Source organism: Nioella sp. (assembly GCF_965215655.1).
GTDB lineage: Bacteria > Pseudomonadota > Alphaproteobacteria > Rhodobacterales > Rhodobacteraceae > Nioella.
Window position 1 is genome coordinate 3713164 of the sequence record NZ_OZ244111.1, and the last position, 12874, is coordinate 3726037.

14 protein-coding genes are annotated in these 12874 nt (G+C 64.7%); 5 read left to right on the forward strand and 9 right to left on the reverse strand.

Translation table 11 applies throughout. From position 1 onward, the window contains the following. Positions 1–3 precede the first annotated feature (3 nt). On the forward strand, positions 4–540 hold the full coding sequence (locus ACOOEX_RS18480) for a flagellar basal body-associated FliL family protein (RefSeq protein ID WP_420396203.1): 537 nt from the start codon (positions 4–6) through the stop codon (positions 538–540). Here ACOOEX_RS18480 and ACOOEX_RS18485 read toward each other — a convergent pair. The 9 genes from ACOOEX_RS18485 to ACOOEX_RS18525 all read right to left on the reverse strand — a co-directional run bounded on the left by ACOOEX_RS18485 (position 528) and on the right by ACOOEX_RS18525 (position 9474). Beyond that, a complete protein-coding gene (locus ACOOEX_RS18485; protein WP_420396204.1) occupies positions 528–866 on the reverse strand; it encodes a hypothetical protein in 339 nt (112 codons plus the stop codon). The genes ACOOEX_RS18480 and ACOOEX_RS18485 overlap by 13 nt on opposite strands. Continuing rightward, positions 863–1948: a flagellar type III secretion system protein FlhB gene (gene flhB, locus ACOOEX_RS18490; protein ID WP_420396205.1), complete on the reverse strand. Its 1086-nt coding sequence runs from the start codon at positions 1946–1948 to the stop codon at positions 863–865. The genes ACOOEX_RS18485 and flhB overlap by 4 nt, the downstream gene beginning before the upstream one ends. Beyond that, a complete protein-coding gene (locus tag ACOOEX_RS18495; protein WP_420396206.1) occupies positions 1945–2724 on the reverse strand; it encodes a flagellar biosynthetic protein FliR in 780 nt (259 codons plus the stop codon). The genes flhB and ACOOEX_RS18495 overlap by 4 nt, the downstream gene beginning before the upstream one ends. Continuing rightward, complete coding sequence (gene flhA, locus ACOOEX_RS18500) at positions 2721–4799, reverse strand: flagellar biosynthesis protein FlhA (RefSeq protein WP_420396207.1); 2079 nt, start codon at positions 4797–4799, stop codon at positions 2721–2723. Before flhA ends, ACOOEX_RS18495 begins: the two co-directional genes overlap by 4 nt. A gap of 87 nt (positions 4800–4886) precedes the next feature. After that, positions 4887–6917, reverse strand: coding sequence for a hypothetical protein (locus ACOOEX_RS18505; RefSeq protein WP_420396208.1), 2031 nt, complete (start codon positions 6915–6917; stop codon positions 4887–4889). Then, on the reverse strand, positions 6914–7783 hold the full coding sequence (gene motA, locus ACOOEX_RS18510; protein WP_420396209.1) for a flagellar motor stator protein MotA: 870 nt from the start codon (positions 7781–7783) through the stop codon (positions 6914–6916). The genes ACOOEX_RS18505 and motA overlap by 4 nt, the downstream gene beginning before the upstream one ends. A 17-nt stretch (positions 7784–7800) precedes the next feature. Further along, on the reverse strand, positions 7801–8445 hold the full coding sequence (locus tag ACOOEX_RS18515; protein WP_420396210.1) for a MotE family protein: 645 nt from the start codon (positions 8443–8445) through the stop codon (positions 7801–7803). A gap of 3 nt (positions 8446–8448) precedes the next feature. Continuing rightward, positions 8449–8925: a DUF6468 domain-containing protein gene (locus tag ACOOEX_RS18520; protein ID WP_420396211.1), complete on the reverse strand. Its 477-nt coding sequence runs from the start codon at positions 8923–8925 to the stop codon at positions 8449–8451. Then, positions 8926–9474, reverse strand: a complete 549-nt coding sequence (locus tag ACOOEX_RS18525; RefSeq protein WP_420396212.1) for a flagellar basal body-associated FliL family protein — start codon at positions 9472–9474, stop codon at positions 8926–8928. Between the two features lie 124 nt (positions 9475–9598). Between ACOOEX_RS18525 and fliF the strand changes: the two genes are divergently transcribed. The 4 genes from fliF to fliP are packed head-to-tail and all read left to right on the forward strand — an operon-like array spanning position 9599 to position 12863. After that, positions 9599–11263 (forward strand): flagellar basal-body MS-ring/collar protein FliF, encoded by a 1665-nt coding sequence (gene fliF, locus ACOOEX_RS18530; RefSeq protein WP_420396213.1) that lies wholly within the window; start codon positions 9599–9601, stop codon positions 11261–11263. Then, positions 11260–11862 (forward strand): hypothetical protein, encoded by a 603-nt coding sequence (locus tag ACOOEX_RS18535; protein ID WP_420396214.1) that lies wholly within the window; start codon positions 11260–11262, stop codon positions 11860–11862. The genes fliF and ACOOEX_RS18535 overlap by 4 nt, the downstream gene beginning before the upstream one ends. Next, positions 11855–12142, forward strand: coding sequence for a FliM/FliN family flagellar motor switch protein (locus ACOOEX_RS18540; protein ID WP_420396215.1), 288 nt, complete (start codon positions 11855–11857; stop codon positions 12140–12142). Before ACOOEX_RS18535 ends, ACOOEX_RS18540 begins: the two co-directional genes overlap by 8 nt. After that, positions 12135–12863, forward strand: coding sequence for a flagellar type III secretion system pore protein FliP (gene fliP, locus ACOOEX_RS18545; RefSeq protein WP_420396216.1), 729 nt, complete (start codon positions 12135–12137; stop codon positions 12861–12863). The genes ACOOEX_RS18540 and fliP overlap by 8 nt, the downstream gene beginning before the upstream one ends. The last annotated feature ends 11 nt before the right edge of the window (positions 12864–12874 follow it).

A 12874-nucleotide genomic window follows, 5' to 3' on the forward strand; every position in this document is an offset into this window, starting at 1 on the left:
GCCATGATCCGCCTTCTGCTTCCCGTCATCCTGTTGCTTGCTGGCCTCGGCGGCGGCGTCGTGGCTGGCAAGATGATGTCCGGTGACGGAGAGGAGACGGCCGCTGACAGTTCTGCAGAGGATGACGGGCATGGTGGCGATGAGGGGCACGGCGCGGAAGAAGATGACGATCATGGATCCTCCGACGGGCATGGGGAAGAGGCCGACCCGAACAGCCCCTATGAATATGTGCGGCTCAACAACCAGTTCGTCGTGCCCCTGATCCGTCACGGCAGCGTGCGGTCGCTGGTGGTTCTGACCCTGACGATCGAGGTGGAAAGCGGCGAGAACGAGCTGGTCTATGACCGCGAACCGCGTCTGCGCGATGCGCTGCTACGGGTCATGTTCTCCCATGCCAATGTGGGCGGGTTCGACGGCAGCTTCACGGCGGTGGAATCCATGGCCCCGCTGCGCGAAGGTCTGCGAGAGGCCGCGCGGCAGGTTCTTGGCGCGGTCGCCCATGACGTTCTGATCATGGATATCGTCCGTCAGGACGCCTGAGATTTCAGTTTCTCCAACACCTGCCGCCGTCCTTCCTCATACCGGGCGCGATCAAGCTTGCCTTCCAGCAGCGTCCGCGCCCGCGCCTCTTCCCCCCGCAGATCCCGCAACGCGCCATCGCAGTGACGCAGCCAAGCGGCATGGGTGCGGGCGGTTGCCGGGTCCGGCGGTTCAGAGGCCATGGTACGGCGCTCGGACTGCAGGTGGCGGATCTTCATTGCCAGCCCTTCCGTTGTGGCCCCCGCCCGGGCGGCCTCACCCTTGGCAAGGGTCGCCTTCAGTTCTGCGATCTGCGACAGCCGCTCCAGCTTTTTGTCCCGGCTCACTTGCGGGCCCTCGCCAGGCCGCGCATCCGGTCCGCAAAACGGATCGCGGCGGCAACGGCGCGGTAGTGGTCGGGGGCGATGCCCTGGCCGATCTCCAGCGTGGCAAAAAGTGCCCGTGCCGTCGGCGGGTCGCTATAGACCGGAACGCCGTGTTCAGCCGCGACCTCGCGGATACGCGCGGCCACCTCATCCACGCCCTTAGCCACGCAGACCGGTACTTCGCCAGCGTCACGATCCCATTTGAGCGCCACGGCGTAGTGGGTCGGGTTCACCACGATCACATCGGCGGCGGGCACGTCCTTCAGCATCTTGTTCATTGCGATCTGCGTGCCCCGTTCGCGCCGCTGCTGTTTGACATGCGGGTCGCCCTCGCGGGTTTTGGTCTCATCCACGAGTTCCTGCCGGCTCATCCGGTGTTTCTTGTGATGGGCTGCGGCCTGCCAAATATAGTCGGCCAGCGCGATCACCAGGGCCAGCCCGAAAACCGCCATCAGGAAATCCATCATCAGCTGCCCAAGCTCGGACAGGATCTGCCCGCTATCTGCGAATAGCGCCGCCAGAATCCGGTCGCGCCGCGACCACAGAAGCCAGGCCAGCAGCCCGGAATAGATGGTCAGCTTCGCGGCGGCCTTGGCGAATTCGAACAGCCCGTTCGCGCCGAATTTGTTTTTCGCGTTCGACAGGATCGAGATGCGCGACAGTTTGGGTTGCAGGCGCGAGGGCGTGAAAAGAATGGCCCGCTGCGCGAAAAGCGACAGGATCAGGAGCGCCCCGGGCAGCACGATAACCGCCGCGACCGGTGGTGCGACCGAAGACAGGATGCCCCCGGCGGCGGCCTGCCCCTCGGCGGTCAGCAGGGCATGGGCGATCTCGGGCGACTGATCGAGCAGCACCGCCAGAGATTGCCCCACCTGTGCCCCAAGCGACGGGCCAAGCAGCGCGAGCGCCAGCAGGAACCCGCCATAGACCACGGCGGTGTTGAGATCGGACGACCGCACGATCTCGCCCTTCTTGCGGGCCTCCTCCAGCCGCGCCGGTGTCGGGTCATACGGTTTGTCGTCGGGGCTGGTCGTATCGCTCATGGCAGCGGCCCCATGGGGCTGGCCAGGGTGGCCTGCATGGCCCGCATCCAGACGGGCAGCAGAAACGGCGTGGTCAGCAACAACAGTACCAGCCCGCCGAGGGTGATCGCAGGGGCGCCCACGAAGGCCACCATCAGTTGCGGCATCGCCTTGTTGATCACCCCGAGTGCTAGATTGTAGAGCACGGACGCGATCAGGAAGGGCGCGGCCATTGAAAAGGCGAGCGAAAACGCTTGGCCAGCACGATCCACCCCCCAGGCCCCGACATCGCGGGCAAGGGGCAGGTGGCCAGCGGGCAGGATGTCATAGCTTTCGATCAACATCCGGGCGACCATCACATGCAGCCCCGACATGATCGCCAGCGTCAGCCCGGCGAGCAGCAGGAAGCCTGCAATGGCCGGTTGCGGTTCCGGCGTGGCGCCGCCCGCGATCTGCGACAGGGACGTGGCCTGCGCCGCCATAGACCCCGCAATCTGCAAGACAATGGCGATGATGCGCACCGACAGACCGATCAGCAACCCGGCGAGAGTTTCGGTCATGATGTACCCCGCATAGTCAGCGGTTTGTGCGTCGGCCGGGACCAAATCACGCGCAAGCGCCGGGGTCAGCAGCACCGTCATCGCCAGCGCTGCGCCAAGGCGAACGCGGATGGGGATGTAATGTTCCCCAATGGCGGGCAGCACCAGGAAAGCCGCGCCGACCCTTAGGAAGACCAGCCCCCCCGCCAGCAACCAGGCCTGGGTGATGCCGAGGATTTGGGCCAGCAGCTCGGTCATGGGGCGGCGACACCGACAAGGGCGGGTTTGGCCTCCAGCCCAATCTCCTCGAAGGACAGGACAGGGTTCAGGATGCCCCGCGACAGCAGCACCGTGCGCAGAAACCGGCGGCGCAGCGAGGATGTGACGACGGCGGGGTAAGTCCCCTTCTCGCCCGCCGCGGCGATCTTGTCGCCGACGGCCTTGGCCAGAGAATTGAACAGGTCGGGGGTGAGCGCAATCTCGGGCAGGCCGCCTTCTGATTTCACCTCGTGGCGTGCAAAGATATCCTCCCACTGTCCGGCAAGCTGCACCAGCGGCAGGGTTCCGTCATCGCGTTTGAGTTCCGAGATCAGTTGGAACCCGAGCCGCTGGCGCACATGTTCGCAGATCAGATCGGGCTGCGGGGTGGCAGGACGGATCTCGGCGATGGCCTCCAGGATCAGCGGCAGGTTGCGGATCGAGACCTGTTCGGCCAGCAACAGCCGCAAAACCGCGTGCAGCACATCCATTGGCACCTTGTCGGGCACCAGCTCGTTCAGCAGCCGGCGGTTGGCCTCGGACCGGGTCGGGTCAGATAGCTCCACGAAGGCATCGAGATGGCGTTGCAGGGCCTTGAAGCTGAGCAGCCGAGAGAGGTTTTTCTTCAGTGTTTCCAGCAGATGCGTGGCCAGCACCTCTCCGGGAGCAACGACGGTTGCGCCCTGAAGGGTCGCAGCCTCCCGGTCGCGCGGGGAAATCCACCGGGCTGGCGCGCCATAGACCGGTTCGGCCACGTCCTGACCGGCGGGCAGGTCGCTTTCGTCGCCCGCTTTCAGCAGCAAAAGCGCCTCCATCTCCAGCCTCGCGCGGGCGTGTTCGACCCCGTGAATGCGGATCGAGTAGGTGCCCGGTGGCAGGTCATCGCGATCGGTCAGACGGATTTCCGGCAGGATCAGGCCAAAGCCACGCGCGATGTGTTCGCGCATCGACAATATGCGGGCGTCGAGCCCGGTGGCCGGGTCAAGCGCCATCGACACCAGGTCGGGCGCGAACTGGACGTGGATTTCATCCAGCTCCAACAGATCTCCGATCCGGTCGACTGCGGCGGCGGTTTCGGCTGTGTCTTGCAGGGCCTTTGCCTCGGCCTCGACCCGCATCGCGCGCGCGCGGAAGACAGCCGCTGTTGCCAGCGCGATGGCCCCCATGACGAAGGGCAGGAAGGGCAGGCCCGGCACGATGGCGAATAACGCCATGAGCCCAGCCACCGTCGCAAGCGCCGTGGGGTGGCGGCCGAGCTGGGTCAGAAGCGCCACATCGGTGGCCCCGGTGGTCCCGCCCCGAGCCAGCAGCAGGGCCGAGGCGATGGCGATGATCACGGCGGGGATCTGCGACACCAGCCCGTCACCCACGGTCAGGATCGAGTAGGTTTCAAAGGCCTGACTGAGCGGCATTCCATGAATCGCGACCCCGAAGACCAGTCCCATGCACAGGTTAAGAAGGGTGATGAGCAGACCCGCAATCGCGTCGCCCTTGACGAATTTCGAGGCCCCGTCGAGCGAGCCGAAAAACGTCGTCTCGGCCTGCTCCCTTTCACGTCGCGCCTTTGCCTCGGCATGGTCGATGGCGCCTGCCGACATGTCGCTGTCGATGGCCAGTTGCCGGCCCGGCATCCCATCCAGCGCAAAGCGCGCGCCGACCTCTGCCATGCGGGCCGCGCCCTTGTTGATCACAATGAAATTGACGATGAGCAGCACACCGAAGACCACGAGCCCCATCACCACATTGCCGCCCATGACGAACATGGCGAAGCCTTCGATCACTTCGCCCGCCGCGCCGGTGCCGGTATGGCCGTGGCCGATGATCAGTTTGGTGGACGAGACGTTGAGGGACAGACGCAGCATCAGGGATGCAAGCAGCACCGTCGGGAAGGCCGAAAAATCGAGCGGGCGTTCGATGAACAGCGTCGTGGTGAAGATCAGGATGGCCAGCCCGAAAGACATGGCAAGGCCGATGTCCAGCACCCAGGAGGGCACAGGCAGGATCATCATGACGATGATCGCCATCAAAGCGAAGGCGAACAGGATCGTCGGCTGAAACAGGTCTCGAATGCTCATCTCTGGGCCTTTCTGGCCGGATCGGACCCGTATGGATCCCGGACTCCTTGACCCCAACAGCTTTAGGCAGCGAGGGTTACCAAAGCGTTAGTCCGTTGGCCCCCGTGGGTTGATCTCCAACAGAGCGAGGGCCTCTTGACGAAGCGCGCGGCTTTCCCTCAACAGGGCCACCACGGCCTCGGGCGTGTCAGCGGGGGCTATGGGCGCGACCGCAACGGGATCGGCGGGATCGGCTGGCAGCGCACCGGGGTGGTCCTGCGCCAGCCGGTCATAGGCGAGGCTGAGTAACTCACGGTCGCGGGCATGGTCGCTGCCACCCGCAAGGATCAGATCGCGTGCCATCTCGGGTAGCCCGTGATCCAGAAGATACCGCGCCACGCGGCGCCGGAATGCGGGGTTGGGAAAATATCCGAACTGGCCGAACTCCTCGGAGGTGAGCAGCAGCAAAAGCGGTGCGGTGCGGTCCAGGTCCATCAGGGCCGCGAGAATGTCTCCAAAGACGGGCCGGATCGCCTCGGCATCGCGCTGACCGTTGAGGGCCAGGTGCGACAGCGCCGCGTCGATATTGCCTGCCAGCGCGTGGCCAAGCGCCGCAGCATGGCGCAGCCCGTCCTCTGACAATGTGGGCGCGGTTTCGAGGATCAGTGCATCGGCGGCCACAAGGTCTGTGGACCGGGCCGCGCCGCGCGCCTCGATCTGGGACATCAGCCGCAGCGTCAGCGCCGGATCGGCGCGGGTGCTGCCGGCATTGGCGGGGATCAGCGCAGCCGCGGGTGGGGCGGGGCTGCCGGGCAGAGCGGCATCGAGAAAGGCCATGTCCTGTGCGGACACGCGCCCCCCCCGAACCAGCGCCTCGCGGATCTCCAGCGCCGCGCCTTCGTCATCGGCGGCCAGAAAAGCGCGGGCGAGGTCCGGGCCGACGATATCGCGCAGCGGTGTGGGCAGTTCGAAATAACTGGCCAATATCTCCAGACGGGTCTCGACATCGGGGCGGGGCGCGTCCGAGTCGGTCAGGAACAACCACAAAGTCAGTGCCTCGGGGCAAAGCTCGTGTCCAGCAAAGCTGCCGAACTGCCCCGCCGCGCCATGTTCGAGATACTGCGCCAGGGCACGCTGAAATCCGGGCGCTGCGCCCCGTTCATTCAGCCAAAACAGCGCCTCGGCCCCGAAGCCGTGCACAAGATAGAGCTCGGCCAGTTCAAGGGCCGCATCTTCCTGCAGGCTGCCCCGATCGTCGTACAGAAACGGCCGCACCCGTCCGAGCGCATTGAGGAAACTCAACTCACCCCGCCAGTCAGCGATTGGACGGGCCGGGGCGGCGAGGCAATCGACCGGCGCGCTGGCGATCAACCGGTCCGGCCAGATGCCGGTATTGAGATCATAAGCGGTGGCCGCAAGGATCGGCGGCGTGGCCTGCGGTGCCGGTTCGGGATGGGGATCTGGGGTTTCCGACCGATCTTCGGGCTCGGCACCTTGTGGGGCCGCAGATTCCGGCTCCGGGTCGGCAACCATCGGCCTCGGTTGAGGGCGCGACACAGGGTCGGCGGCAGACAGGGGTTCTGCCGGGGCGGCGTCGAGCAGGCCGGCGGCGGCGGCCCGGGCCAGTTGTTCGGCCATGATCGCCGCGGCTTCCTCCAAGTCGAAGGTCGGGGCAAGCGGGTCAGGCTCTGCCACTGGCTCGGCCAGCGGGGTCAGGGCCGGGGGCGGGTCATGGGCGGTGTTAGGGACGGGCAGATCGACGGGAGGCTCCGGCTCGACTGGTGGCTGGTAGGGCGTATCGGTGATGTCGATGACCGCGTAGCGCCCCTGAAAGCGGGATATTTCAACAGTGCAATCGCAGCCAAGTTCCAGCATCAGCCCGTCTTCGACCCGCAGACCGGCCACCCGGTCGCGCGTGATCAGCGTGTAGACGCCCGAGAGGTCGAAACCCGGAACGGCGGGGGAAAACGCGATATGCAGGTCGCGCCCTTCGCGGGTGATCTGCCAGTCCCGGTCCGGGCCGATGGCGGCGACAAGCCGGGTGAACCCGTCATGGTCGCCTGATTGCACCCGAATGCCCTGTGCTCCTGCGGCACCTGTCCAGATCAGACAGCAGAGGGTAAGCGCCAGCCGGATCATGCTGCCGCCTGCCTCAGCCCCTTCAGCGCTTCCTCCAGATCGTTGAAGGAGGGGCGGATATGCGAAGGCGTGTTCTGGCGGCCGACTTCGATGCAGATATTGGTGGCGTGGTTGTGCAGGTTCGCAACCAGCACCTCGCGTATCAGGCCATAGAAATGCATGTCCTCTTCAACCACCGCCTTCACCTTGGCAGCAAAGGGTCCAACCAGACCATAGGCCAGAAACACGCCCAGAAACGTACCGACCAGGGCGCCGCCGATCAGCTTGCCGAGGATTTCCGGCGGCTGGTCGATCGAACCCATGGTCTTGATCACCCCCAGAACCGCCGCGACGATGCCAAGCGCGGGCAGCCCGTCGGCGACGGTTTGCAGAGCATGGCTGGAATGCAGCGCATGGTGCAGATTGGCCTCCATCCGCTTTTCCAGCACGTCCTCCACCTGGTGGGGGTCGTCATAGTTGAGCGACGCCGACCGCAACGTATCGCAGATCAGGTCGACGGCCTCGCGATCCTTCAGGATCTTGGGGTAGTTTCCGAAAATCGAGGACTCGGCGGGGTTCTCGGTATGCTCCTCCAGCGCAACGGCGTTTTCGCGGCCAAGGCGGATCAGTTCGTAAAGCAGGCAGAGAAGATCCTGGTAGTCCGCGTGTTTCCATTTCGGTCCCTTGAAGACCTTACCGAGATCCTTGAGCGTGCGTTTCACACCTGCAAAATCGTTCGAGATAATAAACGCACCCACGGCCGCGCCGCCGATCATGGTCATCTCGTAGGGTAGCGAATACAGGATGATGTCGAGATGCCCGCCAGAGGCGAGATAGCCGCCGAAGACCATGGCGAAGATGACAACGATACCTAGGATACCAACCATTCCAGACCTCTATGACTTCAAGGGGTGCCCGGCACTGCCGAGGCAGAGACCGGGGCCGAGGCGTTGCGCGTGGCAATGAGGACCGAGATCGTGTAGGCGACGCCCGGGTCCAGTTCCGCCATCACGCCAGCGGCGGCATCGGCCTGCATCCGGCCCAGAAACCCGGCGGCAAAGCCCGGATCCATCTGCGAAAACAGGGCGGCGGCATCGGCGGCATCCATTGTCTCATAGACCTGGGTCAGTCGGGCCAGATCGGATTCCGCCGCCGTGTCGGACAGGGCCAGAAGGGATTCCAGCCGCTCTTCCGTCGCCTCCAGGGCGGCAAGTTGTGCAGCGACCGAGGCTTCCATCTCGCTTAGTGCACGGGCCCGTTCGGCAAGGCTTTCCTCGCGGGCATCGAGCCGTTCCGCCCGCCCCTCGACCCGCGACAGCGCCTGTTCCAGCGCCGTATTGGCTACGCACTGCCCCTCGGGCTCGTTCATCCCGCCTGCATGCAGGTCCGGTTCCGCATGATCCGGGGCAGGATCATCCGCCGATACGGAGGCGCTGGCAAAGCCGATGGCCCCGAGCCTGAAGAGACCCGACAGGATGAACAGCGCGATCACGCCAAACAGGCTGAAACGGTGCCAGATGCGGCGGGGTTTTCTCTTGCTGCGTGCCATGGATCAGCCCGCCCCGGTCAGTCGTGAGCGATTTTTCAGGAAGAAGGGAACCGGCGGGTTTTCATCCTCGCCTTGCGCATGCCGCCGCCGCGTTCCGAAAACCGGTGTGTCGTCATCGGGTCCGCTGTCGCTCCCGGTCATCGCCGGTGTCGTGTCACCCGTTCCGGGCGTCGCGTGATCGAGGTCATGGCAGGCTGACAGCATCAGCTCCAGCTCCTCCGTCAGTTGCCGCGCTTCGCGGTTCAGGGCGTCAAGCCGCCCGGCGGAGCTTTCCGTCCCCGTCTTCATCTCCGCCAGGGCCTTGTTCATGTCGTCGACCTGGGCCGACAGAACGGCAATCGCGCCACCCAGACCGTTGTCGATACTGGACAGTCGCGTCAGCCTGCGTGACAGAACAAGGCAGAAAACGGACGCGCCGAGCGAGGCTAGGATCAGCAGCGCATCTGCCGCGTAGGCCATGATCTGGGGCAAAGTCTCCATTCAGTTCACCACGAATTGGGTTACGAGAAGATCGCGGACCAGCACATCGCCAGTCACGATCTGAATGCGGCGCAGAAGCTGCGCGCGGATCCGTACCAAGGTGCGCGGATCGCTCAGTTCCTGCATGTCGAGCACGCGAAGATAGCTGTTCATCACGTCCATGACTCGGGGCATCAGATGGGTCACTTCCTCGGTGTCGCCGGGGGCGACCTCCAGCTCTGCCTCGAAGAGCAGGTGGCGCTGATTGGTGTCGGATCCGATATTGACCACCAACTGATCCAGTGGAACGAAAGCCACATGATCCAGCTCTGGCCGCGGACGTTCCGACGGGCTGTCGTCGTCGTCCTCATCCTCATCGCCATGGCTGTCATCTGCCGCCGCTGCATGGTCCGAATCGCTGGTGCCGTCAGAGGCGAGCGGCCCGCTGGTCACCGCCCAGTACCCCCCCGCGCCACCGGCACCGGCCAGCACGAGCCCCACCAGAAGCGGCAGCAGAAGGCCCTTTTTCTTCTGGGGCGCGTCTTCGCTTTCCGGGTCGTCGCTGGCCACGTTCTGTACCTCATGCCGTCTTGGGACAGGAGGAACATAAACCGAACAGCACTAACCAAATCTTAAGCGAGCTGCGCTTTGATCAGCGCTGTCAGGTCAGAACGACCAGAAGGAGAAAACACAGGTGCAGCAGCTCTTTGATCTATGGGGTGCGATGGATGCCCGGCGGCGCGGGGTGCTGATCGGCGGGTTTGCGGGGCTGGTCACGATCCTGTTTTTGCTGACCCGGATGGCGGGAACGCCAAGTTATGCGTTGCTCTATTCCGGGCTCGATCCCTCTGCCGCGGGCGAGGTGATAGCCGCGTTGGAGGCGCGCGGAATCGCCTATCAGGTGCGCGGCGATTCGATCCACGTGAACGAAACCGAGCGCGACGCCCTGCGCATGAGCCTTGCCGGCGAGGGCCTGCCAGCACTTGGTGCCGCGGGATATGAACTGCTTGATTCGCTGTCCGGTTTCGGCACCACCTCGCAGATGTTCGACGCCGCCTATTGGCGCGCCAAGGAAGGTGAACTGGCCCGCACCATCGCCGCAAGCCCCCGTATCCGATCCGCCCGCGTGCACCTGGCCGCCCCGACCAGCGACCCCTTCGCCCCGGCGCGCGACCCGTCCGCTTCGGTCAGCATCCAGCCGGTTTCAGGGGGCATATCGTCGGGCCACGCGCAGGCGTTGCGCTATCTGGTGGCCTCCGCCGTGCCGGGACTGCTGCCGGAAAACGTGACGATCATCGATTCGGATACCGGCCGGGTTCTGGCCAATGACAATGCGCAATCCCCGGCGGGTGACAGCAATGCCCTGTCAGAAACCCTGCGCCGTAACGTGGAACGTCTGCTGAATGCCCGCGTCGGCCCCGGAAACGCCGTGGTGGAGGTCAGCGTGGAGCTGGAAACCGCCCGCCAGACGGTGTTCGAGCGGATCATCGACCCCGATAGCCGCGTGGTGATCGGCACGGATTCAGAGGAAAGCGCCAACACCTCGCGCAATGCCGGGGACGCCGCCGTGACCGTCGCCTCGAACCTGCCTGAAGGCGATGCGGCGACGGGTGGTGGCGGGTCTTCGGCGCAGACCAGCGAAACCCGCGAGAGAGTGACCTACGACATTTCCGAAACGCAACGGGAAACCGAAAGCGGGCCGGGAACGGTGCGGCGGATCACGGTGGCGGTGCTGGTGAATGCGGTTCCGGTCGTGGGGCCCGACGGCGTGGTCCAGCAGCAGCCGCGCGACGCGGCAGAACTGCAATCTCTGCGCGACCTTGTGCAATCCGCTGTGGGCTTTGACGAAGCACGCGGCGACGTGGTGACCCTGCAATCCATGGTGTTTGAGCCGCAGGGCGAGGCTCTTGGAACAGAAGACGGCGGCGCCTCTCTTCTGTCGCGGCTTGATCCGATGCGGATCCTGCAACTGGTTGCGCTTGTTGGTGTGGCGCTGGCCGTGGCCTTCGGCGTCCTGCGCCCGGCGATGCGGACAGCACCAGCAATGGAGGGGCCGCCACCATTGGCCGAACTGCCGGCGGTCAGCCCTCAAGCGGCTGGCCCCCGGTCCGTCCCTGGCATTCTGCCGCCCTCAGATCCTGCCACTCGCCCCGTGGAAGACAACCCGGATTCAGATGCAGCGACCCTGTCCAATAGAACAGAGGGCGACGCGCCCGACACGCTCCCCTCACCTGAAGTGCTCGCGATGGAAGAGGCCCCCGACCCGGTCGCGCGCCTTCGCCGCCTGATCGAGGAGCGGGAGGAGGAGACGGTTCAGATCCTGCGGTCCTGGATGGAAGAAGATGAGGAACTGACATGACATATCACGCCCTGTCGCTGGAAGATTTCACGGCCTCCTCCCGGACGAGCGATGCCGCATTGTCGGATACTGATGCGGAATCCATCCGGTTGGACGCCTACGAGGCCGGATACAAATCCGGCTGGGACGATGCCAATTCCGAAACGGCGGCCTCCGACCACAGGATCGCCGCCGATCTGGAACGCAACCTGACCGATCTGCGGTTCACCTACGAAGAAGCGCGCGCGGAGGTTTTGCAGGGCATGTCCGGGCTGATGAGCTCGATCCTGTCCAGCTTTCTGCCGAAGCTGGCCGCCGATGCCGTGCTGCCGCGCGTGTCCGATCAGATTGACGCGATGATCGCCGCGACCGGGTCGGGCAACTGCCGGCTGCAAGCGGCGCCCGCAACCTGCAAGCAGCTCGACTGGCTGGCGGAAAAATACATGGAAACAGAGCTGCAGATCGTCCCTGAGCCCGCATATCCCGATGGCCGGGTGACACTGCATTTTGCCAGCGAAGTCAGCGAAATAGACCTTACGGACCTGCTGGCCAGCATGTCGGAGGCAATTCGAGATTTCACCATGTCCCCACCCCCCGAACAGGAGCGTCGCCATGGCTGATACCAACCCCCAGAATCAGGGTCTTCAGGGGTCTGGCATATCCGGCAAGCTGCGCAGCGTACCGGTCGAAGTCCGGGTTACGGTCGGCCGTGCCCGGCCGTCGGTTTCCGAACTCCTTGCGCTCGGACAAGAGGATGTGCTGCCGCTGGACCGCCGCATCGAAGATCCGGTGGAGCTGTTCATCGGCGACCGGCTGGTCGCCTTCGGCGAACTGGTCGAGGCGGGGGATGGCGGGCTTGGCGTGCGCATCACCGAACTGGTCGATGGCGGCAATGGCTGAGCTCTTGCGCCGACGTCTGGTGCTGGCCGGAATCCTGGCGGTGGTGCTGGCCGTCCCCGCGGCGGCCCAGGACATAACCATCGACATGGGCGATGCCGACACGCTGACCGCGCGCACGTTGCAGATCATTGCACTGGTCACGGTGCTCAGCCTCGCGCCGGGCCTTGCGGTGATGATCACCTGCTTTCCCTTCGTGGTGACCGTCCTGTCGATCCTGCGGCAGGCCATCGGATTGCAGCAATCGCCCCCCAATATGCTGATTGTGAGCCTTGCGCTGTTCCTGACCTATTTCGTGATGGCCCCCACGTTCGAGGCTGCCTATCAGGCCGGGATCGGGCCCGTGATGGACGGCCAGCTGGAGCTGATGGAGGGATTGGCCCGCGCCTATGAGCCGTTTCGCAGTTTCATGATGCTGCGCGTGGACCTCGAGACGCTGCAAAGCCTGTCCTCTTTGCGCGAAATTCCCGAGGGCGATGATCCGGGCGCCTCAGTGCTGATTCCGTCCTTCATGCTGAGCGAGGTGGAACGCGCCTTTCAGATCGGGTTTCTCGTGTTCCTGCCCTTCCTGATCATCGATCTCGTCGTGGCCGCAATCCTCATGTCGATGGGGATGATGATGGTCCCGCCCGCAATCGTCTCGCTGCCCTTCAAGCTGGCCTTCTTCGTGGTGGCAGATGGGTGGGCGCTGGTGACTGGCGCCCTTGTGCGCAGCTATTTCTGAAGGAGCAACCC

Excerpts from the sequence above, each read along its gene's own strand:
- ACOOEX_RS18480 (WP_420396203.1), top strand. The coding sequence starts at position 4 with ATGATCCGCCTTCTGCTTCCCGTCATCCTGTTGCTTGCTGGCCTCGGC.
- flhB (WP_420396205.1), bottom strand. The coding sequence starts at position 1,948 with ATGAGCGATACGACCAGCCCCGACGACAAACCGTATGACCCGACACCG.
- ACOOEX_RS18495 (WP_420396206.1), bottom strand. The coding sequence starts at position 2,724 with ATGACCGAGCTGCTGGCCCAAATCCTCGGCATCACCCAGGCCTGGTTG.
- flhA (WP_420396207.1), bottom strand. The coding sequence starts at position 4,799 with ATGAGCATTCGAGACCTGTTTCAGCCGACGATCCTGTTCGCCTTCGCT.
- ACOOEX_RS18505 (WP_420396208.1), bottom strand. The coding sequence starts at position 6,917 with ATGATCCGGCTGGCGCTTACCCTCTGCTGTCTGATCTGGACAGGTGCC.
- motA (WP_420396209.1), bottom strand. The coding sequence starts at position 7,783 with ATGGTTGGTATCCTAGGTATCGTTGTCATCTTCGCCATGGTCTTCGGC.
- ACOOEX_RS18515 (WP_420396210.1), bottom strand. The coding sequence starts at position 8,445 with ATGGCACGCAGCAAGAGAAAACCCCGCCGCATCTGGCACCGTTTCAGC.
- ACOOEX_RS18520 (WP_420396211.1), bottom strand. The coding sequence starts at position 8,925 with ATGGAGACTTTGCCCCAGATCATGGCCTACGCGGCAGATGCGCTGCTG.
- ACOOEX_RS18535 (WP_420396214.1), top strand. The coding sequence starts at position 11,260 with ATGACATATCACGCCCTGTCGCTGGAAGATTTCACGGCCTCCTCCCGG.
- ACOOEX_RS18540 (WP_420396215.1), top strand. The coding sequence starts at position 11,855 with ATGGCTGATACCAACCCCCAGAATCAGGGTCTTCAGGGGTCTGGCATA.
- fliP (WP_420396216.1), top strand. The coding sequence starts at position 12,135 with ATGGCTGAGCTCTTGCGCCGACGTCTGGTGCTGGCCGGAATCCTGGCG.